The 21,988-nt window shown below is 64.9% G+C and carries 22 protein-coding genes; 8 read left to right on the top strand and 14 right to left on the bottom strand.

Going from position 1 to position 21,988, the window contains the following annotated elements; all coding sequences use genetic code 11:
• Positions 1–104 precede the first annotated feature (104 nt).
• From RHA1_RS34720 to RHA1_RS34690, 6 genes are all read right to left on the bottom strand, one after another.
• Positions 105–617 carry an SRPBCC family protein gene (locus RHA1_RS34720; protein WP_009480388.1) on the bottom strand — a complete coding sequence of 171 codons (513 nt, stop codon included), beginning with the start codon at positions 615–617 and terminating at the stop codon, positions 105–107.
• Positions 614–1,717 carry a PDR/VanB family oxidoreductase gene (locus RHA1_RS34715; RefSeq protein ID WP_009480387.1) on the bottom strand — a complete coding sequence of 368 codons (1,104 nt, stop codon included), beginning with the start codon at positions 1,715–1,717 and terminating at the stop codon, positions 614–616. The genes RHA1_RS34720 and RHA1_RS34715 overlap by 4 nt, the downstream gene beginning before the upstream one ends.
• Complete coding sequence (locus RHA1_RS34710) at positions 1,714–2,646, bottom strand: metal-dependent hydrolase (protein ID WP_011598838.1); 933 nt, start codon at positions 2,644–2,646, stop codon at positions 1,714–1,716. Before RHA1_RS34710 ends, RHA1_RS34715 begins: the two co-directional genes overlap by 4 nt.
• On the bottom strand, positions 2,643–4,187 hold the full coding sequence (locus RHA1_RS34705; RefSeq protein WP_011598837.1) for a flavin-containing monooxygenase: 1,545 nt from the start codon (positions 4,185–4,187) through the stop codon (positions 2,643–2,645). Before RHA1_RS34705 ends, RHA1_RS34710 begins: the two co-directional genes overlap by 4 nt.
• A gap of 545 nt (positions 4,188–4,732) precedes the next feature.
• Positions 4,733–5,170 carry a carboxymuconolactone decarboxylase family protein gene (locus tag RHA1_RS34695; protein ID WP_011598835.1) on the bottom strand — a complete coding sequence of 146 codons (438 nt, stop codon included), beginning with the start codon at positions 5,168–5,170 and terminating at the stop codon, positions 4,733–4,735.
• A gap of 57 nt (positions 5,171–5,227) precedes the next feature.
• The gene (locus RHA1_RS34690) at positions 5,228–5,866 is read right to left on the bottom strand and encodes an HD domain-containing protein (protein ID WP_011598834.1); all 639 of its coding nucleotides are present in this window, start codon (positions 5,864–5,866) and stop codon (positions 5,228–5,230) included.
• Between the two features lie 58 nt (positions 5,867–5,924).
• Here RHA1_RS34690 and RHA1_RS34685 point away from each other — a divergent pair, with 58 nt between their 5' ends.
• Together RHA1_RS34685 and RHA1_RS34680 are read left to right on the top strand one after the other, a co-directional pair.
• A complete protein-coding gene (locus RHA1_RS34685) occupies positions 5,925–6,977 on the top strand; it encodes a GlxA family transcriptional regulator (RefSeq protein WP_011598833.1) in 1,053 nt (350 codons plus the stop codon).
• A gap of 97 nt (positions 6,978–7,074) precedes the next feature.
• Positions 7,075–7,599, top strand: coding sequence for an SRPBCC family protein (locus tag RHA1_RS34680; RefSeq protein WP_011598832.1), 525 nt, complete (start codon positions 7,075–7,077; stop codon positions 7,597–7,599).
• A gap of 2 nt (positions 7,600–7,601) precedes the next feature.
• Here RHA1_RS34680 and RHA1_RS34675 read toward each other — a convergent pair whose 3' ends face one another.
• A complete protein-coding gene (locus tag RHA1_RS34675; RefSeq protein ID WP_011598831.1) occupies positions 7,602–8,519 on the bottom strand; it encodes an alpha/beta hydrolase in 918 nt (305 codons plus the stop codon).
• Between the two features lie 94 nt (positions 8,520–8,613).
• Positions 8,614–9,936: a class I SAM-dependent methyltransferase gene (locus tag RHA1_RS34670; protein ID WP_011598830.1), complete on the bottom strand. Its 1,323-nt coding sequence runs from the start codon at positions 9,934–9,936 to the stop codon at positions 8,614–8,616.
• Positions 9,937–10,181: 245 nt separating this feature from the next.
• Here RHA1_RS34670 and RHA1_RS34665 point away from each other — a divergent pair, with 245 nt between their 5' ends.
• The 3 genes from RHA1_RS34665 to RHA1_RS46695 all read left to right on the top strand — a co-directional run bounded on the left by RHA1_RS34665 (position 10,182) and on the right by RHA1_RS46695 (position 12,864).
• The gene (locus RHA1_RS34665; protein ID WP_011598829.1) at positions 10,182–10,442 is read left to right on the top strand and encodes an acyl-CoA-binding protein; all 261 of its coding nucleotides are present in this window, start codon (positions 10,182–10,184) and stop codon (positions 10,440–10,442) included.
• 80 nt (positions 10,443–10,522) lie between these two features.
• Positions 10,523–11,746: an NAD(P)/FAD-dependent oxidoreductase gene (locus RHA1_RS34660; protein WP_011598828.1), complete on the top strand. Its 1,224-nt coding sequence runs from the start codon at positions 10,523–10,525 to the stop codon at positions 11,744–11,746.
• A gap of 356 nt (positions 11,747–12,102) precedes the next feature.
• Positions 12,103–12,864 (top strand): alpha/beta hydrolase, encoded by a 762-nt coding sequence (locus RHA1_RS46695; protein WP_237726991.1) that lies wholly within the window; start codon positions 12,103–12,105, stop codon positions 12,862–12,864.
• Positions 12,865–13,091: 227 nt separating this feature from the next.
• Here RHA1_RS46695 and RHA1_RS53715 read toward each other — a convergent pair whose 3' ends face one another.
• The 6 genes from RHA1_RS53715 to RHA1_RS34630 all read right to left on the bottom strand — a co-directional run bounded on the left by RHA1_RS53715 (position 13,092) and on the right by RHA1_RS34630 (position 17,639).
• Positions 13,092–13,217, bottom strand: coding sequence for a dioxygenase (locus tag RHA1_RS53715; RefSeq protein ID WP_009480373.1), 126 nt, complete (start codon positions 13,215–13,217; stop codon positions 13,092–13,094).
• 236 nt (positions 13,218–13,453) lie between these two features.
• Positions 13,454–14,824, bottom strand: coding sequence for an MFS transporter (locus RHA1_RS34645; RefSeq protein ID WP_011598826.1), 1,371 nt, complete (start codon positions 14,822–14,824; stop codon positions 13,454–13,456).
• A 372-nt stretch (positions 14,825–15,196) separates the two neighbouring features.
• Entirely contained in the window at positions 15,197–15,376 is a 180-nt protein-coding gene (locus RHA1_RS34640; protein ID WP_011598825.1) for a hypothetical protein, read from the bottom strand.
• A gap of 112 nt (positions 15,377–15,488) precedes the next feature.
• Positions 15,489–15,818, bottom strand: coding sequence for a VOC family protein (locus RHA1_RS34635; RefSeq protein ID WP_011598824.1), 330 nt, complete (start codon positions 15,816–15,818; stop codon positions 15,489–15,491).
• Between the two features lie 338 nt (positions 15,819–16,156).
• Positions 16,157–16,228 carry a hypothetical protein gene (locus RHA1_RS53710; RefSeq protein ID WP_378589100.1) on the bottom strand — a complete coding sequence of 24 codons (72 nt, stop codon included), beginning with the start codon at positions 16,226–16,228 and terminating at the stop codon, positions 16,157–16,159.
• A gap of 811 nt (positions 16,229–17,039) precedes the next feature.
• Positions 17,040–17,639, bottom strand: a complete 600-nt coding sequence (locus RHA1_RS34630; RefSeq protein ID WP_041812529.1) for a hemerythrin domain-containing protein — start codon at positions 17,637–17,639, stop codon at positions 17,040–17,042.
• 239 nt (positions 17,640–17,878) lie between these two features.
• Between RHA1_RS34630 and RHA1_RS34625 the strand changes: the two genes are divergently transcribed.
• The 3 genes from RHA1_RS34625 to RHA1_RS34615 all read left to right on the top strand — a co-directional run bounded on the left by RHA1_RS34625 (position 17,879) and on the right by RHA1_RS34615 (position 21,943).
• Positions 17,879–18,517, top strand: coding sequence for a TetR/AcrR family transcriptional regulator (locus tag RHA1_RS34625; protein WP_011598820.1), 639 nt, complete (start codon positions 17,879–17,881; stop codon positions 18,515–18,517).
• 1,118 nt (positions 18,518–19,635) lie between these two features.
• Positions 19,636–20,523 (top strand): AurF N-oxygenase family protein, encoded by an 888-nt coding sequence (locus RHA1_RS34620; protein WP_011598817.1) that lies wholly within the window; start codon positions 19,636–19,638, stop codon positions 20,521–20,523.
• A gap of 16 nt (positions 20,524–20,539) precedes the next feature.
• Entirely contained in the window at positions 20,540–21,943 is a 1,404-nt protein-coding gene (locus tag RHA1_RS34615) for a 4Fe-4S binding protein (RefSeq protein WP_011598816.1), read from the top strand.
• Positions 21,944–21,988 lie beyond the last annotated feature (45 nt).

The raw sequence follows: 21,988 nt of genomic DNA, 5'->3' as shown, positions 1-21,988 counted from the left end.
CGCGTCCTCGACGTCGTCGGCCGACCCGCGCGGGTGGGTGCCGACCACCCGTCCGGTCGCCGGACTGATCACATCGAACGTGTCTGCCGCAGCCGAGGTGCTGATCATCGGGCGGTGCCCTTCGGTTCGTCGAGCGCCGTGGCGGCGAGCGCGTTCGCCCATCCCCGTGTCACCCGACGAAGGAGTGGAAGGGACAGCGCGAGGATGGGGGCGAACCCGGGCGCGGAGTCCACCGCAAAGGTCCAGGTGAGGCGGGTTCCGTCCGGCGTCGGCTCCAGGGAGATGTCCTCGGCGAACCGGCGGAATCCCGGTCTGCTTGCGGACTCGGCGGTGAAAGTCATCCGTCTGCCCTCGTCCCAGCGGTAGAAGCGTTCCCTGAGCGCCGCGGCCCCGTGCCCGAGCGTCACGGTCCTGGTGGTACCGACGCCGAAGGGCCGCGACGATGTCCACTCGCTGGCCGTGATCAGCCGCGCCCACGACACCAGTGCGTCGTGCGCGGTCAACACACTCCACACGTGGCCGGTGTCCGTCGAGACGTTCACGACGTGCACAATCCGGAATCGGGCGGTCTGCAGGAAGTCGTCGTCGGTCGCGGCGAGTGGGTACCAGCGCGTCACAGGTCGACCACCAGCGACCCACCGGCCGAGCGGGACAGGCAGATCAGCATCGAATCCTCCTTCTCGTCGTGCGTCAGGATCCTGTCGCGGTGATCGACCTCACCGGCCAGGACACGCACGCGACAGGTGCCGCAAAAGCCCTGCTGACATGAGTAGGCCACGCCGGGGACCTCCCGGCGGATCGCGGCCAGCGCGGTCTCGTCCGGCCCGACGGACACAGTCGTCCCTCGGCGGGCAAGGTGTATCTCGAACTCGCGGCCATCGACCACCGGAAGTGGTGAGAAGCGCTCGGTGTGAAGCGATCCGGTCGGGTCGATCTCGCGCATCACCCGACGTGCGGTCGTCATCAACGGTGTCGGACCGCACATGTAGACGGCGGCACCCGGTGAAGCCGTGGCGACGACTCCGGCGACGTCGGGAGCGCCGAGTTCGTCGTCCGGCCGGATCTCGACCTGGCCACGGGAGTACCGGGCGAGTTCGTCGAGGAACGGCATGGTCGCTCGGGAGCGTCCGAGATACACCAGCCGCCAAGGCAGTTCACGGTCGTGGCATCTCTTCAGCATCGGCAGGATCGGGGTGATTCCGATTCCGCCCGCGACGAACAGATACGAGTCCGCGGCCACCAGTGGGAACGCGTTGCGCGGCCCCCGCACGGTGATCGGGGTCCCGGCCCGCAGGGAGTCGTGTACCTCGATCGAGCCACCCAGACCCGTGTCGATCCGGCGGACCGCGATGCGGTAGGACGACAGGTCGTCGGGGTCGCCGCACAGAGAGTACTGCCGTTGCTTTCCGGACGGGAGGATCAGGTCGAGGTGAGCGCCCGGGATCCAGGACGGAAGATCGCGTCCGTCCGGCGACACCACTTTCAGGCTGACCACATCAGCAGCCTCGGTTCGCACCTCCGCAACGATCAGTTCCCTATCGAACCCCCAGTTGCGCACAGGCTTCGGCCTCGACAGCCACGGAGCAGCACGACTGGCGGCGAACACGTGCCGATACGCGACCGTCGCCCGCGCGGCCAGCCGGAGAACCCTGGAGGGTTCGAAATCGGGTGTATCGGAGTCCGAACCTGCGGACCGGTCCGACCTCGTCATCGTCATAAGTGGCTTCCTCGGTGGGAACGGTTGGCAGCAGGCGATTGTGCGAGGTAGCGCATCGCCACATCCATGTCACCGATCTGCGAGGGATGGAAGCCGGGACGGAGGTACGGCGGGATCTCCGTGATCAGGAATTTGATGTTCGGCACGAGCCCCCGCCTGGTTGCCCGGATCAGCTGCAGGGGCCAGAAGCGACCCTTGTCCGTCGACGGGTCGGTGCGGAAGAGGTAGTTCATCGATGTCAGGAACAGCAGGCTGAGCGTGAGGCTGGCGATCAGCGCCGTTCGTACGCGCCGGGCATAGCTGCCGTCGACGTACATGTAGGCGTCGAAGGCGACGTTGCGGTGCTCGACCTCCTCGGCGCCGTGCCACCGAACCATGTCGAGCATCACCGGATGCATGCCCGCCTTCTCCAGCGCGGGGTCCGTCAGCAGCCACTCCCCCACCACGGCGGTGTAGTGCTCCATGGCGGCGAACAAGCCCAGCCGTTCGCACAGCCACGCCTGTTTCGCGCGGCCGGACAGCCCTCGGTCTCCCAGAATCCGGTCAACGAGCCAGTCCATCTTCTCCGCCATCGGTTCGATGTCCATGCCCAGTTCCGCGAGGTGCTCACGGGCACCCTTGTGCGAAGCGGCATGAGTTGCCTCCTGGCCGACGAACCCGACCACTTCCTCGTGGAGCCGCTCGTCCTCGATCAATGGCAGTGCCTCCGCCAACGTCGCGGACATCGCACGCTCACCTTCGGGAAGAACCAGATGCATGAAGTTGATGACATGCGTGGCCATCGGCTCGCCGGGAACATAGTGCAACGGCACTCCATCCCAGGAGAACTCGACGTCACGGGCGGCGATCGCGTGAGCTTCGTCCGTGTACCGCCGCGCACCGACGGGATCGACCACAGGGTTTCGGCCGATTCGGGGAAACGACATCATCCTGCTGTCCTCACTATCGACTTTGCCGAGGCTCCGGCCCCGCTGATGATGTAGTGGTGGAGGTCCACCCGCCGGGTCCGCGCGCGGAAGCGGCGGTTGAACCCCGGGTAGAAGGTGAAGTTGCGGCCCTCGCCGCTGAGGTAGTAGCTGTTGCACCCGCCGGTGTTCCACACCGAGGTCTGCAGCCTTTCGTCGACCTCGTCGACGAACGCCTGCTGAATCTCGGGGCGGACGTCGATACTGGCCGCCCCCTGCGCGTTCATTTCCTGCAGGCAACTGAGGATGTACGCAATCTGCGCTTCGATGGTCACCACCTGCGAGGTGTAGACGACCGAATTTGGGCCGAGCAACATGAAGAAGTTGGGGAAACCACTGATGGTGGTGCCGAGATAGGCGCGGGCATTGCCGTTCCACGCCTCGGCCAGGGTACGACCGTCTCGACCTCGCACCACGTCGAACGCGGGATTGTCGGTCAGCCGGAATCCCGTTCCCATCACGATCGTGTCGACCTCGTGCAGAACGCCGTCTTCGGTGACGATCCCATTCGATCGCACTTCCCGGATTCCGTCGGTGATCACGTCCACGTTCGGTTGCGCGAGCGCCGGATAGAAAGAGTTGGAAAACGTCGGTCGTTTGCAACCGAACGCATAGGTGGGCGTAAGTTTTGTCCGCAGTTCGGGGTCGTGGACCTGGCGGCGCAGGTGGGCGCGCCCGAGTGCCGCCAGCCCTTTCAATAGCGCCGGCTTGTACACGAACCCGGGAACCATCGCCTCTTGGACCAGATCGAGACCGGACCGTGCCAGCCTCTGGGCAACAGGTACCCGCGCGAACAGTTTCCGGGGCCATCCGGTCATCGGCTGGTCGGGGTGCGGAAGTATCCACGTCGGGGTCCGCTGGAACACTGTCATCGAACCGACGATCGGCTGGATTCGGGGGATGATCTGGACCGCAGAGGCCCCGGTTCCGATCACTGCGACCCTTTCCCCCGCGAGATCGTGCTCGTGGTCCCAGGCCGCCGAGTGAAAGACAGCGCCCCGGAAGCTCTCCAGTGCCGGGAGGTTCGGTACCGCCGGTTCGCTGAACGGGCCCATCGCCCCGACCAGGATCCGCGCCTCCCAAGTTCCACGACTGGTGGTCACGTGCCACACCTGCGAGTCGTCGTCCCAGGCCGCGTCCTGCACGTCATGACCCATCCGCAGATGCGGGACGATGCCGAAGTTCTCAGCGCAGGAACGGAGATAGTCGTGGATCTCCTGCTGCAGCGGGTAAAGCCTGGTCCAGTTCGGGTTGGGTGCAAAAGAGAATGAATAGAGGATCGAGGGGATGTCGCACTGCGCTCCCGGGTAGGTGTTGACCCGCCACGTCCCGCCGATGTCCTCCGCGCGGTCGAGCACGACGAAGTCGTCGATGCCGGCTTGTTTCAGTCTGATCGCAGTTCCCAGCCCACCGAATCCCGCGCCGACCACGAGTACGTCGACCACTTCGGGTGGGTGATCGACGCTGTCGACCGGAAGTTCCACCGGTATTGCAGACCTGACCATTCGGGCGCCCTCCTCGTTGATGCCGCGCATGCCGGCAACACTAGAACTGACATCATGCGCTGTCAACAGCGGTCGATGTCAACATTTGAAGGAGGATCGCACCGGCGTCCGACCTGCACGTCGCAGTGCGAGGATGAGAACACGACCGGGACCGGGACCGGCCGCGCGACGATGCGGGGGACCTGCCGCCGAGCAGGCCCCCGAGCGGTACGTCTACGAGAGCTTCGCCGGCACGGATGCACTCCCCGTTGCCGTCCTGGATCGTGTCGTTCTCGCCGCACGCGATACGTTGATCACTCCTCGACTCGACAGCGAACTTCGGCGCTCTCGCGTTCCTGTACCAGCATTGGCTCACCGGCAACTCGAAAATTTCCACAAGCCGGGTCATAGACCATGTTTCGCTGGTCATCGAAGCCCAGGCCAACGTCAACAGCCCGCCGGATCGAGCCAGATGACACTCGACATGGCCAACCACCGCGATTCCCGCGCTCGCGCCGGCCCAATTCGCCGTCACCGCCTGCCTCGTGCCGCGAGGGCCGAGAACTCTACGGCGCAACCGGGTAGTGGCTGGTGATCGCGACCCGGTTCCAGGCGTTCATCACGGTCGCCAGCCAGCCGATCGCGGACACCTGCACGTCGGTGAGTGAGCCGTCGTCCCAGGCTCGCCGGTCCGGGACAGCGAGCGCGGTGACCTGTTCGGCGAGAGCGAGCGCCGCCCGCTCCTTGTCGCTGAAGTACTGCGACTCCCACCACGCCGCCACGACCGCAAGCCGATCCGCGCTCTCCCCCTTGGCCAGGGCCGCACGGGTGTGCAAGCGAAGACAGAACGCGCAGCCGTTCAGCTGGGAGACGCGAATCTTCACCAACTCCACCAGCAGCGGGTCCACTCCCGCGGTTTCCAGAGCCGCCTTCACGCCCGCGTCCAGCATCATCAGGTTCTGGTAAACGGACGGGTGCTGCTCACCGAGATTCACGCTGGTCATCATGTTCCCTTCGAATAGTGTGCCGAATTGACGAATGGTCCTGCGATCCCGTCCCGGTCACGACGACCACGCCGACCCCATGATCCGATCGACCATGCTCGTGCTGCGGAAGCCGGGCACGAAGTGCTCGAGTACGTCGGCATTGACGGTGCCGTAGGTAGTGTCCGGCCGGTAGCTGAGCCCGTCGACGAAGGCCTGCAGAAACTCGTTCTTGAAATCACCCCGCGGATGGACAGCAGTGATCTCCTCCACCTGATCCGGGTCCAGACCTTCCAAACCCAACCCGACCACATCGGTGAGAACACCGAAGTTCGTGGCAGCGACCTCGTCCCCCATCCGGCCGGGAATCCCCGGCGTGGTGTGCAACGCGATCGCCGTCCAGACCACCTCAGCGGCGGCATCGGAGAAACCGCGATCGAGCAGGAACGTGCGAGCGTGATCGGCTCCATCGAGCTCGAACCGCTGCTCCACGCCCGAGAACGGCCTGAGCAGACCCGTGTCATGGAACAGCGCCGACAGATACAGCAGCTCAGGGTCCGGCCGCAGGTCGAGCTCGCGAGCCCGCAGCGTGCTGAAGAGGAACACGCGCCGCGAGTGATGGAAAATCAGCGGGTTCGTCGTCTCCCTGATCAGAACCGTGGCCTCAGCCGCCGCCTGCGTCTCGGGAATCTCCACTCCTGCGATGATCTCGGTCATGAGCCTGCACTTTCAGGTTTCGATGTTGTAGAACAGACGATGTGTCCGTCCCCCAACGGTGCCGCACATCCGGCCTCCGGCGCCGCCTCGGTCCGGCCATGAACCACTCGAATCCGGACAGGCGGTGAGCATGCACACCAGCCCCCACCCCCACCGGATCGCGATCCTCGTCTACGACGGGGTGAAGCTGCTGGACGTCGCCGGCCCCGCCGAAGTGTTCGCCGAGGCGAATCGATGCGGCGCCGACTACCAGATCGTGCTGCTGTCACCGACCGGGGCCAATGTGGCATCGTCCGTCGGCATCACGATCTCCGTGGACGGCAACGCAGGATCGGAACCGGCCCCCGACACCTTCCTCGTGGCCGGCGGCGACATCTATCCCCGAACCGCCATCGCCCGCGACCTCGTCGACGCCACGAACACCCTCGCCACGCGAGCTACCCGAGTCGGCTCCATCTGCACCGGGGCATTCATCCTCGCAGCGACCGGCCTCCTGGACGGCAAACGCGCGACCACGCACTGGAAAGTCGCACACGAACTCGCCACCCGACACCCGACGACCCACGTCGAACCCGACTCGATCTATGTTCGCGACGGCACCACCTACACCTCCGCAGGCGTCAGCGCCGGCATCGACCTCGCGCTAGCCCTCGTCGAAGACGACCACGGCCCCGATCTGACACGCGACGTCGCCCGACGCCTCGTGGTCTACCTGCAGCGCGCGGGCGGACAATCGCAATTCTCCGCCCCACTCCAAGGCCCACCGCCGCGCACACCGGCCCTCCGCCGAATCGTGGACCTGGTGACCGCAGAACCCGCCGGAAACCACTCGCTCCCCGAGCTCGCCACACACCTCAACATGAGCCCCCGACACCTCACCCGGCTATTCCGCACCGAACTGTCCACCACACCAGCCCGATACGTCGAACTGATCCGATTCGACCTGGCAAAGGCCCTCCTCGATCAAGGACGCAACGCCACACAAGCAGCATCACTCGCCGGATTCCCCAGCTACGAGAGCCTACGAAGAGTCTTCGCACGAGAGCTGTCGATGTCACCGACCGCCTACCGACACCGCTTCGGCACCGCGCACCGCGCCGACGCAGGATAACCGTGGCCACCGTGTGGCGTCGGCGACCGATGAATTCCGCCTCGCCCCGCAGTCTGTATCGATGAGTGTCCGCTTCCGCACCCGCGGGGGGTCGGAGATGAGGCAAACAAGGAGCGTGCATACCGTGCATCAAGACAACGTGAGCGCCACTCTGACTGTCACCGTGCCCGCCACCAGGGTGTTCGCGGTGCTGGCCGACCCGAAGGCCCATTCTGCGATCGACGGCACCGGCTGGGTTCAGGAAGCTACCGACCCGGCGCCGCTGACCGAGGTGGGGCAGATCTTCCGGATGGACATGTATCACCCCAACCATCCGAACGGTGAGTATCAGGTGGCCAACGAGGTCCAGGTCATCGACCCGCCGCGCGCCATCGGCTGGATGACGGGGCAGGAGAAGGACGACGGTCGCCTGGAGTTCGGCGGCTGGATCTGGCGTTACGACCTGGTGCCGCGCGGCCCGACTGAAACCGAGGTCACGCTCACCTACGACTGGTCTGCGGTGCCGCAGTTCATCCGCGAGTACATCCAGTTCCCGCCGTTCGGTCCTGAGCATCTCACCAACTCGCTGCACCACTTGGCCGAGCTTGCCGCATCGACCTCCCAGGCTTCGACACCCGAGTAGTCCTACGGTTGGTCGAGCCGCTCGAGGAGCCATGATTCGACGCCGCTCAGCGCAGTCCTGGCCATTGCCGTGGGGTGGCCCGTGAACCCGTGGGGCGCGTCGGGATAGATCCGGAGCTCGACGTCATTGCCGGCGGCGGAGAGCCGGCCTGCCATCGCGAGGTTGTCTTCCAGCAACACGTCTTTGCTTCCGACGACCAGCAGCGCCGGGGGAAGGCCGTGGAGGTCGCCGTACAGAGGAGAGATGTCTGGAGCAGTGCGATCTTCCACGTGGCCGACGTAGGCCTGGATGAAGTATTCGTCAGCGATCCGGCGTCCGGCCGGAGTCTGCGCGCTCGAGTCGAAGGTGCCGAATTGGAGTGCGGCGCAGGTGAACCCGTCGACGGCTCCCCTGTCCCGCAGCCGGAGCAGAGTTGCCAGCGCGAGTGTCGCTCCCGCCGATCGCCCGCCGATCGCCAGTCGAGATGATCCGAAGCGGGCATCGGCGTGTTCGACGAGCCAGAGCGCCGCCGCTTCGCAGTCACCGGGTGCGGCCGGCCACGGGTGCTCGGGTGCCAGCCGGTAGTCGACGCTGACGACGGCGATGCGGAGAGCGTCAGCGAGCTCACGGTTACGCACGTCGTCGCGCGCCGCGGAGTCCATGAAGAAGCCGCCACCGTGGATATCGAGGTGGACGCCCCGCGCTCGCCCGCCGGCGGGGGTGAAGATCCGCACCGGGACACGCGCTCCCGCGGCTTCGACCCTTTCTTCGACCGCCGGCGGATCGGCGGGTGAAGGAGCGGACCGCTTCGCCCGTACTTCCCTCAGCTCCTCGGGAGTGCGGGGGCCGCGGCCGACTGCCCTCGAGGTGTAGAAGCCGCGAGCTTCCTCGACCTGCTCCGCCGGCACGTCGACCAACAAATCGTCCAGCGCGAACCGCACGCGCCCTCCTCACCGTCGGGGGTCTCATCACGACACTGTTTACCGCGCTGCGCCGGCACGCACCGAACGCGAATTCAGTGCTTCTGAACGGTTTTCAGTGTTCGCGAGCCGACGGAGATTGTATCGGTACAGATTGTTGCAAGAGTTCGGCACGGGTGCCGGGCATGCCGCTGCTACCCCGTTCGGAGGATTTGACTGCCAGAACCTGGTTGATCCCGAGCCGATTCGCCGCAAAAGCCAACGCCGCGCCGGCCATGTACATCCGCCACACCCGGGCCCGCCCGGCGCTGCTGTAGGCCACCGCCTCGTCCCAGTTCGCCTCCAGGTTCCCCACCCAGGCCCGCAGGGTCAGCGCGTAGTGCTCGCGCAGCGACTCGACGTCGCGCACCTCGAAACCGGCCCCTTCGAGCGCCTCGATCATCGTCGCGAGTGGTTCGATTTCTCCGTCGGGGAACACATAGCGATCGATGAAGGACGTCTTGGAGAACGTGGCGGCGGGTTTGCGTGGCCGCCGCGAGATCGCGTGGTTGAGCAACCGCCCCTGCGGGCGTAGCAACGCGAACAGGTCCGCGGCGTAGGTCGCCAGCATCGCGGCGCCGACGTGCTCGGCCATGCCGATGCTCGAGATCGCGTCGTAGGGGCCGTCTGTGACGTCGCGGTAGTCCTGGACTCGGATCTGCACCAACTCCCCCACGCCCGCGTCGACCATCCGTTTGCCGGCGTAGTCCGCCTGCTCCTGGGACAGGGTGACACCGACGACGTGCACTCCGTAGTGACGTGCCGCGTGCAGCGCGAACGTCCCCCACCCGCAGCCGACGTCGAGGACCCGCATCCCCGCGGTCAGACCGAGCTTGCGGGCCACCAGATCGCATTTGGCATATTGGGCTGCGTCCAGATCCTCGCTCGGCTGCGCCCAGTACGCGCACGAGTAGGTCATCGACTCACCGAGCACGAGTCGATAGAAGTCGTTGCCGACGTCGTAGTGGTGGCTGATCGCGGCGGCGTCACGCTCCTTGTCGTGCCGGTGCCCGCGCGCCGGTTTCATCTCCTCGACCGGCGGTTTCGGCGGCAGGCCGATGATCCCCAGACGCAGCGCCGCTGCCGCCAGCGCCTTCTTCGTCTGCCGGTCTATCCGTACACCGGGGCCCCTGCTCGGGTCCGACACCTGCTCCAACACGTCCAGCCCGGCGAGCAGGTCTCCCTCGATGTCGATGTCGCCGGACACGTAGGCCCGCGCGAAACCGAGGTCGTTGGGCGCCCACAGCAACCGCCGCAGACCACGCCGATTGACGATGTGCACCTGCCACGGCGCGTCCGAAGGACCACTGCGACTACCGTCCCAACACCGGATCCCTACCGGGACCTGTGCCCCCACCACCGCGCGAACCAGCGGCGCCACCGTGTCAGCGACCGTCATACACACCTCCGTCGAAGTTTGGGGTCCCACCACCACTGCGCCTGCTCAATTCACCTCACTCGCCCGTCGACCATATCGATGGAACCCCCGTCGCCGCACACCTTCACACCAACTCCCGCTCGGGACAACCTGTCTCTCGAAACCCGCCTCGCCCTCATCGAATAGGCGGCCCGAACGGATCAGACGCCATCGGCTCCGGGCGTTACGATTGCGTCGAAGAGTTCGTCCGAGAGCCAGGGGTGCCCATGTCGGATCTGGATCAGGCGTTCGCCGATGCGCAGGAGAACGTCAAGAAGCTCACCTCACGGCCGGCCAACGATGAGCTGCTGCGGCTGTACGCGCTGTTCAAGCAGGGGTCGAAGGGCGATGTCGAAGGCAAGCGGCCCGGTCGGTTCGACATGGTCAACCGCGCCAAATACGACGCCTGGGCCAAGGTAGCGGGTACGAGCAGCGCCGATGCCAAGCAGGGCTACATCGACCTGGTGGCCCGGCTCACGCAGGGCTGAGTTCGGGCGTTTCGGTCCGGTGGTGCCCGATCGCGCGTGATCCAGCGGTCGTCCCGGCATAGACCTGGCACGATGGCGGTGTGTCTGATTCCAAGCGCGTCCTCGTCCTCGGCTCGGGATTCGCCGGCTTGTGGGCCGCGCTGGGGGCGGCGCGGCGGCGCGACGAACTCGACGCCGCGGACACCGTCGATGTCACGGTGATCAGTGCGCAGCCGTTCCACGACATCCGGGTCCGCAACTACGAGGCAGACCTGAGCGCTTGCCGCATTCCGCTGAGCGATGTGCTCGACCCGGTCGACGTCGGGCACATCGCCGCCGAGGTGAGGGCGATCGACACCGCGGCGCACAGCGTCACCGTCTCGGGTAATGGAGTTCAACCCACGCAGAGGTACGACCGCTTGGTCATGGCGCTGGGCAGTCGGGTGGTGAAGCCCGATATCCCGGGTTTGCGGGCATTCGGCTTCGACGTGGACACCTACGACGGTGCAATCAAGCTCCAGCGCCACCTGGCCACGCTGTCCGACGGCCGAGCGGACGGGGGCGCGGCGACCGCGGTGGTGGTCGGCGCAGGCCTTACGGGCATCGAAACGGCGTCCGAGTTGCCCGGAATGCTGGCGAAGGTATGCGCTGGACGCAGCGTCGAACCGCGGGTAGTGCTGATCGATCACAACCCCTACGTCGGTTCCGACATGGGGGCATCGGCGCGACCGGTGATCGAAGCGGCCCTGTCCGACAACGGCGTCGAGACGATGACCGGTGTCGGTGTCGCCGCTGTCGACGAGCACGGCGTGACGCTTTCCTCCGGAGAGGTGCTGGCCGCGGGCACCGTCGTCTGGTGCGCGGGCATGCGGGCCAATCCGCTGACCGCACAACTCGGCGAGCGCGACCGGCTCGGGCGCCTGCCGGTCGACGACTATCTGCGAGTGATCGGCTCGCCCGGAGTATTCGCGGCCGGCGACGTCGCCGCGGCACAGGTGGACGACGACCACGTGTCGGTGATGTCGTGCCAGCACGGGCGCCCGATGGGCCGCTACGCGGGCTACAACGTCGTCAGCGATCTACTCGGAGAGCCGATGCTTCCGCTCCGGATCCCCTGGTATGCCACGATTCTCGACCTGGGACCGGCGGGCGCGGTATACACCGAGGGGTGGGATCGCCAGGTAGTGTCGCGCGGCGCTCGGGCCAAGGCCACCAAGGTCACCATCAACACCCAACGCATCTATCCCCCGTTGAACCGAGACCGCGACGCCCTGCTCGCCGCCGCCGCACCGGTGCTGCAGGCACGACCCGATCCCGGGCAATGATTCTTGCAGGAAAGTGACGACTCACCGCCCCAGGCGACATGCAGATCGGCGGTCGAGGTCGTCGACCACGACGTCCTTGTCGATCACGACGACACCGACGCCGCGCCGTTCGCCCGCTAGACCGAGACCGGCCATCGCCCACGTCGCAGCGAGTGCATAGATGCCACGAAAGGCGACCTGCGGTGTCGACCCCTCCGCGGATCAGCCTTCCCGAATCTGTTCAACACGAACGGCATCGGCATTTGCGCTGATCTGGATACACGAACCGTGATCAGGCGCTGCCTGCCGGCGGTCACCGACATTCAATGGTGACAGGAGTCACCCTTCTTGCTATCTTCTGCATGTTCACATACTGCATGAATGTTCACATCGCGAACAACGGAGGTTCCATGTCATCGGATTCCCAGGAGCGCCTCACGGTCCTACTCGTGCACGGCGCATGGCACGGCGCATGGTGCTGGCAGAACGTCAAGGAAGAATTGATCAGAAACGGATTGGAGGTCGAGACTGTCGACCTCCCCAGCGCCAATCCGCAAGGAGGACAACGAGGAGGACTCTATGATGACGCGCGAGTTGTGCGGACTGCTCTCGATTCGATAGAGGGGAACGTCATCGCGGTAGCACATTCCTACGGCGGCCTCCCACTGAGCGAGGGGGCAGCGGGCGCCCCCAATGTTGCGCACCTCATCTATCTGACGGCATTTCAGCTCGATATCGGCGAGTCTCTGTTGAGTGCCATTGGGGGACAACCAACATCATGGTTGCAAATAGGCGACGGTGTCACGATGCCGACAGATACGCGAGACATATTCTTTGCTGATATCGATGAAGCCGCCGCAGATGCCGCGGCAGCCCGACTTTCGCCACAGAGCCTCTCTTCTTTCGAAGAATCACAAACTGCCGCAGCGTGGATATCGACCCCAAGCACTTACATCATTTGCGAGAACGACAATGCGATTCCGGTTCCGGCGCAGGAAGCCATGTCCGCACGGGCAGGACAGACCATACGCGTCGCCTCCAGCCACTCGGCCTTCCTTTCCCGTCCCGTCGATATTGCGCAGATAATTGCAGACCACGCAAACTCGATGTCGGCAGGATTCACGCCTACTGCACCCTGAATTCTCCGTCACAACGATAAGAGGAGTTTCGCAAAGACAGCACGCTGCGTGTCGTATACCTTTACCCGCCTTCATGATTCGGCGATATCACGGTTCGAATGCCGTTCGTCGCGGTCCACGTGTCGCGGTTGCGAGCACGATGTCGAAGCGAACGCGTGACCAGGTCCGGGTGCTCCCGTCGCGACCGTCCGGGGTGGATGTGCCGGCTGGTTGCGCGACAGATTCCTTCACGAATGAGTCATTGACCCGAAGACGCTGTCACTGGAGAGGAAGTGGATTCCCACCTTCCACTCGCCCTCGGTGAGCCGGACCTCGCCGAGAAAGGCGTGCAGGTGCCCAACCGCCGCCCGCATGATCTGCTTCAGGCCGGTCTCCGAAGGAACGGATGAACGCTTCGAGGAGTCGCCCGTCGCTGACCACGAAGTGGTCGCCGAGAATCCCAAGAGTCGAGTCGAGGTCGGCATCCGCACGACCCGCACCGATTGCGGTAGGTCCGCTTTTCCGGGTGGTCCGTCCGGGCAGTTATCCGTCCACCACGGGCCAGCACTGCCGGCACCGATCCCCCGGAACCCGGACCGCGGGAATCAGCTCAGCGGGGACCCGAAGACACGGGCACTCCCCAGGCGCTCCCCTGCTCGCGATCGAGCACGGTGACCGCCTTGTTCTTCAGTCCGAAGATGTAGACCAGCAAGCTGACCCCGATCACTACCGTCACATAGAAGATGAACCAACCGACGTGACCGGCCGACTTTGACGCCTGGAAAAGCACTGGCGCCGTACCGCCGAAGATAGAGTTCGCGAGCGCATATCCCAGTCCCACACCCAAGGCACGGATGTCGGCGGGGAACAGCTCCGCCTTCACGATCGCGTTGATCGAGGTGTACCCGGTGAGGATGACGTAGCCGACGGCGACCAGCGCGAACGCCAGTAGCGGCGAGGTGGTCTGCGGAAGGAAGGTGAGCAGCACATAGGTGTAGAGCACACCACCGACACCGAAGAAGATCAGAAGCGGCTTGCGCCCGACGCGGTCGCTGACGAGGCCGCCGATCGGCTGCAGCAGCAACAGAAAGATCAGCCCCAGTAGGTTGATCCACGTTGCCGTCAGCGCATTGTCGGCCCCGAAGGTGGATTTCACAATCGCCGGCGCATTGACACTGTAGGTGTAGAACGCGACCGTGCCACCCGCGGTAATGAGGAACACCAGCAGCAGCGGACGCCAGTGTTTGGTGAACAACGCCGTCAAGGAACCCGCCGTCCGGTCCTCACCCGCACGGATGGCCTTCAGATGCGACTCGCTGAGCGACTCGTCCATCGAACGCCGAATCCACAACACGACCAGCGCGGCTATGCCGCCGATGAAGAAGCCGATCCGCCATCCCCAATCCTTCAACGCTTCGACATCGAGAACGCTGAGCGCGATCAGGAGCGTGAACTGCGCGAGCACGTGGCCGCCCACGAGGGTCACGTACTGGAAAGACGACAAGAAGCCGCGCCGATTCGCGGTCGCCGCTTCGGACATGTACGTCGCCGAGGTGCCGTACTCCCCACCCGTGGCGAATCCCTGAACAAGCCGAGCGAGGACCAAAACCACCGCCGCCCAATACCCGATGATTTCGCGCGTCGGCATGACCGCGACCACGAAGGAGCACGATGACATGATGGTGATGCTGAGCATCAGGGCGGCCTTGCGGCCACGACGGTCGGCGAACCGGCCGAAGAACCAGGACCCCACCGGTCGCATGACGAAGGTGACCGCGAAGATCGCGTAGATGTAGAGCGTGGAGTTGGCGTCGTTCTCGTCGAAGAACTGCGCCTCGAAGTACGTGGCGAAGACCGTGTAGATATACACGTCGTACCACTCGACGAGGTTTCCTGCCGAGCCCTTCATCGTGTTGAGCACCGCCCGCCGGGTGCTCGTCGGAGCGCGGGTCGGACCGGACGGAGTCGCGTCATCGCTCATCCGTAGACGATAGCGGATCGACCTCCCGCCCCTGGGCGAGTCGCCCAGGGGCGGCGTCAGTTCGGTCCCCGGTTCGCCACCGCACAAACAGGGCACCGGAAGGATCAGCGAGGTGACCATCGCCGGGCGACCCATTGGGGGGCGGTCGCGAACAACACCCGGTGCCCACCCTGGCAGGCGGCGATCACGGTCGCCGGCATCGTCGGGAACACATTCAACAGCTCCCAGCTGCGGGTTCGACCGCATCGACGATCGAACCGGGGCCGGCGCACTGGTACTTCGGTGGCCCGTCGGCGGCAAGATCCGCCCTTGACGTCGCCACCGGATCGCGGTCCCCGGGACCACCGCTGTGGGAAGGTGGATCGGTCCTGTTCAAACTCGGCTCTCCAGTAGCCCACCCCCGACACCAGTGGTGACCGGCAGCGGGGGCACCGTGTGAGTGTGGAGGTATTCGAACAGCTGCCGGATGCCGAAGGACCAGGCGGGGAGGGTCTCGATTGCGTCGACCTCGTTGACCAGTGCGCCGAGGTGCTTGCTCCGGATCGTGACCACGTCGCCCGGTTTGCGGGTGAATCAACGAGCGCTCATGCCGCACGAGTCGGTTCGAGGTCGATAGTGCGGTTGACGCGGGCGACTCACGAGGCCGAGCCCGGCCACGCCATGGCTACCGGCCGCGCAGTCCGATCGGGTTGCCGTCGGCGTCGGCGAGCACGCAAATCCGCGTTTCGGGTGCGACCTGACGCGGGGCGCTGCGCTCGGTCGCGCCAGCGGCAAGCAGAGTTTCGCGGGTCGCGTCGAGATCCTCGACGTCGGCGAAGGCAACCGGTCCGGCGGTCTCCTCCCCCGGATTCAAGGCCACTTCGAAGCCGTCCACGTTGTACCCGACGTAGTAGGACTCGTCGGTGTGCGGTGCGCCGAGCAGCGCGGTGTAGACCGCCTTGGCGGCGTCCAGGTCGGATACCGGGATCACCAGGCTGCGGATTGTGGGGCTCATGTTCGTCTCCTTCGGGATACGGCGGTCGTCGGCGACCGCTTCTTCGGCAATGCCCACCACGCTATGCGCGAATCGGTGATGCCGCTTCTCGAATCCTGACGAAGAACGACACCCTCGAGGGACGCCATCTCGGCCACATTCGAAGTGTGGCGCCGTCACGGCCGGGGTTTCCGGCAGCGGCTACGCGGACCCCCTCGTTATCGCGACCGAAACAGAGGATGGGTACACCATTGCCGGGCGGGCACCGTAAGTGCCGGCGTGTCAGAGTCAGCTCTTCTGCGTCCAGTATGTCCGGTGCGGCTCCAGGACTGCGTCTGCCACTTCCGGGATTGGGCCGATCATCTCGATCTTCTGGTGATGCCGTACACCAGGCGCAAAACATTGCCCCAGTCGATGGCACCTGCACACATCGAGCAGGGCTCGGCTGTTGTGTAAAGCGTGCAGGTGCTGGAGCAGGGGAACATCGAGGTCACCACGAGTGACTGCACCGGCCACGCGGAAACGGTCTTGATGCGCAGGTCCTCCCAGCAGTACGACAGGGAGTTCCTGGCAGGACACTGCCCTTGTCGTCCACCAGGATGGACCCGAACGGATGGTTGCCGTCGATCACCGCGTGCTTGGAAACCTCGACCGCGTGGAGCTGGTGCTTCATGTGGTCCGTCGTGCAACTCCTTGCTAGAGAGGATGGTTCGGCAGTGGGACGCACTTGCAGGTATGGAAGTCGAGCGCGGTCATTCAATGCAATAGCGCACAGCGAGCCGAGGACGAGCACGGCTAGCAGGGGGCATCCCGGCATTGCAGACCGCGATGCTCGGTATGGTCGTCGGCTACTTGATCAGCGACTACCGTCACGCATCCCCTTCCTCCCGACGAAGGCGAGGCGCAGAATCCGAGACATGGATCCACTGGTGGTGCGGGCCCGACCCACGATCCATTCTCGCAGTTCAGCTATCGCTATCGTGATCTCTCCGACGAGCCTTCTCGCGCGGCCATGTTTGGCCAACACCGACCATGGTGGCGCGTTCACGGGCCGATGAACGCCTTGCCCGCGGCGCCGTCGTCCAGCGCACGGTCCCGGGTACGGGAAGCGGCACCGTGCGTCCGCGCAGCCCTCGAGCTCTTCCGCAGCATCGTGATGAGATGCCCTGTCTGGCAAGAAGACTACTGTAGATGCGTGGACAGCAGAGACCGGTTGATTACGTTGGGGAAGAATCTACGACCTCAGTATGGTCGGCGATCTCGCTGGTTGCGCTCGACGGTGGCGACGTCCCGGCAATTGCGCTCCATCGTTGCCAGGCTCAGCGACGGCACGGCGGTCGCGGGCCCGTGGCCCCACAGCCGGGTGGCCTTGCGGCGGTAGCCCCAGCCGAAGGTGTGGAGAAGTACGAAACGTGGAACGGCCGGGATCACGTGCAGGATCACCTCGCGCCCCTCCGGGTCGAGACCGTCGATGATCCAAGGCCCTTCGGCACCGAGTTCCCGGAAGCCCTTCGGTTTGACGAAGAACTCCTGTTCGATGGTGAGGTACTCGGCGGTGGTCATCGTGGCGGCGACGACCGGCATCATGTCGAGTTCCTCGCGCCGCAGGTGAGGGAGCAGAACCGCCTCGAGCGCGGCCAGCGCGTCGAGCAGCTGTGTCCGTGACGTTTCGTTCGCGCGGTACGCCCGGGCGGCATCCTCGAGGGCGCTGATCGCGGGAGCGATGCGTTTGTGGTCAGCATCCATCTGGTCGAGCAGCGTGCTCGCGGACGGGTTTCGTGCGCGGATGAACGGCCACAGTCCGGTGTCCTCGGCAATGTGATGCAGATGCAGCACATGCATCAGCCAGAGCACGTGCGCGGCGAGCTGTCGGCGACGTTTCCGGTCCGGATAGGGCGGTGCCTCGAGGGCGATGCGGGATCGCTGTGAACGATCCCCATGCTTCGGGTGTCGGCGGGCTCATGCAGGTTGGTCCCCATGGCCCTCTCCTTCCGTGGTTTCTTCGGGGTGAGGAGAAGGTGCTTTCCTGATCGCGCTAAATTAGGTTCAATCAGGTTGCACTCAAAAGTATGGGAGCGGTCATGGTCGAAATCAAGAGGCACTACGACGCCTCCGGCCGACGACAGCAGGCCCGCACACGCCGGCGAGCCGTGGTACTGGCCGCAAAGGAATTGTTCGAGCGAGACGGCTTCCGGGCCACCACCCTCGCGGCCGTCGCCGAGCGGGCAGATGTCTCGGTGAAAGGTCTCTACAAGAGCTTCGGCAGCAAGGCAGCGCTCGCGAAGGCGGTGTTCGATCTCGTGATCGCGGGTGACGACGAACCGGAGCGGGTCGTCGACCGTCCAGAGCAGCAGGCGATGTTCACCGAGCCGGACGTGCGCCGCAAGATCGAGATGTTCATTCACGGACTGGCGCAGCGACAGGAGCGCTCGGCGAAGGTGCAGATTCTCATCCGCGACGGCCGACACGTGGACGACTCGCTCGTCCCGGTCTGGCGACAACTGAGCGACGAAGGACTGACCGGGATGACGATCGTCGGGCGTCACTTCCTGGACACCGGCCAACTTCGGCCGGGCGTCGAACTCGACGAGGTGCGCGACGTGCTGTGGAACTACCTCGCGATCGATACCTACGAACGACTCGTACTCGAGCGGGAATGGACGCCCGACAGGTACGCGAGCTGGCTGACACGAACCGTCATCGCCGCCCTCTGCCCGTAGGTCGGGCGCACCCCACGGGCGTCCATAGAGCGGTGCGTGACGATCTCTCGTCACTCCCCTCACGTGTCACTGCTGATTCGCGCTTCTCACGACGGCAGTGCGTGGTCGTTGTGACTGCAACGACCGGACGAACGAAACGAGCTTGGGCCACTCATCAGACCTCAGCCTCGAGAGCTGGTCTGCTCCCAAGGCGAGTCGTATCCCGGAATGTCAAGTCTCGACCCGACGGGATACGGCTCGCACCATCCACGTTAAACCACGCCCAGACTGACCTCAATAGCCAGCTCGGGGGTGGTTTCTCGACGTTCGGTCTGGGGGATTCGCCGTGTTGGCGGCGGCGCTGGACGATCAACCCGCGGTCCTGACCGATCTGCTTCGCCGCGCTGGCGCCGAAGCCCGATGGGAGCCGATCTACGGTGACTGCGCCCACTCCCGCCGTCCCCGTCCCAGTCGACAGCGGACGGCTAACGGCTAACGGCTAACGGTGAACTCGGCACCCGCGACCAGCAGGCGGGTCCGGCGAGGCGGCTGCGGTCGACCCGAGGACCACAGCCGGAGCTCTACCTACAGAAGCGACGGTCCGATGGCAGGACAGGGACCACAGCGCGGCTCCAGTGCGCCGCGGATACCAGGCGCTCTTGACCGGGCCGCGACCACGCGGGCGTCATCGACTACCGCAGCCCGGCGGCCCAGGACACGATCGCCGACTCTCGCCGCCACACCCGAACCGACGCCGAGGTGGTGGAACGGGTCCGGTTCGGGGAACGCCGCCGACGGTGTGGCCGCCAGCAGCATCGACACGTTTCGAGAGCGGCAGCGCATGTCGATCCGTGGCGTTATCGGCCACGGCTTTCCCGAACAACTGCATGTAACTTGAATTCTCATGAAGAACTCCAAGACATTCACGATCAATCCAATGGATGCCGCAACCTGATCGCCGGGTCGGTGGCGAGGTACGCTGCTGCAAGTTCTGCGATTGCTGCCGTAACCGGCGCGAATGCCGGGCGCAACACAGTTGAGACAAAGTACGAGGGTGACTTTCTTGAGCTCGAGAAAATCACAATAGCCAACTAATCGATTCGAGATTCGATGGAATAGGACATAGGAGTAAAGGAAGGATGACGACTTCCGGAAGCGACGCGATATTCGAGACACTCTTGGAATCGGCCAAGCGCCTCTCATTCGATTCGCGGGACCCGCTGGTTTGCCAACCCGATTCAGACGGCGCCGAACTGCACGGGATGACACCCGAATGGTCGCCTCTCTTCGGCACCGCTACATGGGACTCCATGACAGAGCCCGATCGCGTCCGCCTCACCAGAAGCGAGGTCGCACAGTTCCTGGGCGTCGGAATCTGGCTGGAGGTGGGATTGCAGGTGGCATTGCTGCGGGCCTGCCACAGTGCTGACCCCGCCCGCCCGGACGTCAAGTTCCTGTTCAACGAATGCGCCGACGAGAACCTGCATTCGTTGATGTTCGTCAACGTCATCGACAGCATCGGATCGCACTTCTATAGACGCGACCGCTCACTGGACTTCTTCGGATGGCTTTTCAGGACCATCGCGTGGGAGGAGGTGACGTACGGAATCGTACTGGCGGGAGAAGAGATCTTCGACGTCATGCAACGCGACTGGATGGCGAGCGAAGACGTCGCCGCGCCCATCCGCAGGGCCTGCTATATCCACGTTGTCGAGGAAGCCCGGCACATGGCGTACGCGCGTCAACAAATCCGCACTCGGTTGACCAAGATTTCGCGCGTCCGACGGTTTATCAGCACCCTGATCATCGCGATGGGAACACATCTCATCGCGAAGAGCCTGATCAATCGTCGAATGTACGAGGACCTCGGCATGGATTGGAAGATTGTGGGACCGGAAATCGCCGCAAACGAACACCATCGGATAATGTTCCGCAGGGCCGCAGAACCGTTTATCGAATTCCTGAGTAAAGAAGGGCTGCTGAATTTCGGCGCGCGATGGATCTACCGAAAATCGAATCTTCTCTGAACAAGCAGGAGTCGTTGTGACCCACGTTGTCCTGGGGCATTGCTGTAAGGATGCCTCGTGCGTGCGAGTGTGCCCGCAGAACTGCATTCATCCCGCCCCCGGCGAAGCGGGTTTCGAGTCGGCCGAAACGTTGTTCATCGACCCGCGCTCGTGCATCGATTGCACCGCATGCGTCGAGGCCTGCCCCGCGTCTGCCATCAAACCCGAGTGGACGTTGACCATCACCGAACGGCCCTACGCGGCCCGCAACGCAGAATACTTCGAGCAGACTCCCGCCAAGTCCCGACCCCGTGCGCGGCGGATCCGCTTCGAGCAACCACTGGGCAGGCCCAGCGACAGGCTGAAGATCGCCGTCGTCGGATCCGGGCCGGCGGCGATGTACACCGTTCGCGAACTCCTTCGGCGATCGACCTCGGTACGCATCACCGTCATCGAGCAGCACGGCGAAATCGGGGGCCTGCTGCGCCGAGGCGTCTCCCGGGACCACGTCGGCGTTCGTGACATGATCCGGCTCTTCGACGTGCCCTTCAACGACGATCGCGTCACGATCATCCACAACACAGAAGTCGGTGTGGATGTCTCGGTCGACGACCTCCGGGCCAGATTCGACGCCATCGTGCTAGCGTGTGGCGCCTCACAACCGCGCAGACTCGGACCCACGACTGCGGATCCCGGCGACGGTGTCTATGAGGCCATCGACATTCTGGTGGCCGAGAACTGTGGAGTATCCGGCTTTCGACCCCGCGGGCCGTTGGGACCGCGATCCCTCATGATCGGGGCGGGGAACGTCGCCTTCGATGTCATCCGATGGATGGCCAAGACACGCGACCGAGGTGCCGCGGCCCAACCGGTGACGGAGGTGGTCGTGTTGTCGCGATCGGCCCCCGAACGCGCGTCCTTCACGCCGTCGGCGTTATACGAGCTTCTGGACCTCGAGAACGCCGAGGTGCTGATCGACCGCTCCGGCCGCCCGCCGGGCGCCGGTGCAGACGCCCCGCTGCAACGTGCCATTTCCGCCCTGCCCACGGCCGATATCTGCGCGGCAGACGGACCGACCGCCACCGAAGCGGGCAGGCTACGCGTGGTGTTGTCTTTCGGACAAGAGGTGACCGATCTCGGGAAGACAGTGGCCGGCGGCGTCGCGGTCACCACGACGACCGGTCGGACGTTCCTCGCGGACTCCGCGATACGCGCCACCGGATTCACGACCAAGCAGATCGACGGCATCCCCGTGGACGAGCGGGGGGTCGTGCCCAACCGCCGAGGACGAGTGATCTCCATCGAGACAGGCGAACCGCTCGACGGACTGTATGTCGTCGGCTGGGCGAAACGAGGCGCCTCCGGCGGCGTCGGCGATAACCGCAGCTGCGCCACGGGAACCGTGACACAACTCGCCGCAGACCTGCACGCGCGGGTGTGACGCCCGCGCCACCACTCCAGTCAGTGTGCGACCGCGTCACCTTTC

Origin of the sequence: Rhodococcus jostii RHA1, from assembly GCF_000014565.1 — a bacterium.
Taxonomy (GTDB): Bacteria; Actinomycetota; Actinomycetes; order Mycobacteriales; family Mycobacteriaceae; genus Rhodococcus_F; species Rhodococcus_F jostii_A.
The sequence above is the reverse complement of the archived record's forward strand: the minus strand, read 5'-3'. Positions and strand labels throughout refer to the sequence as shown.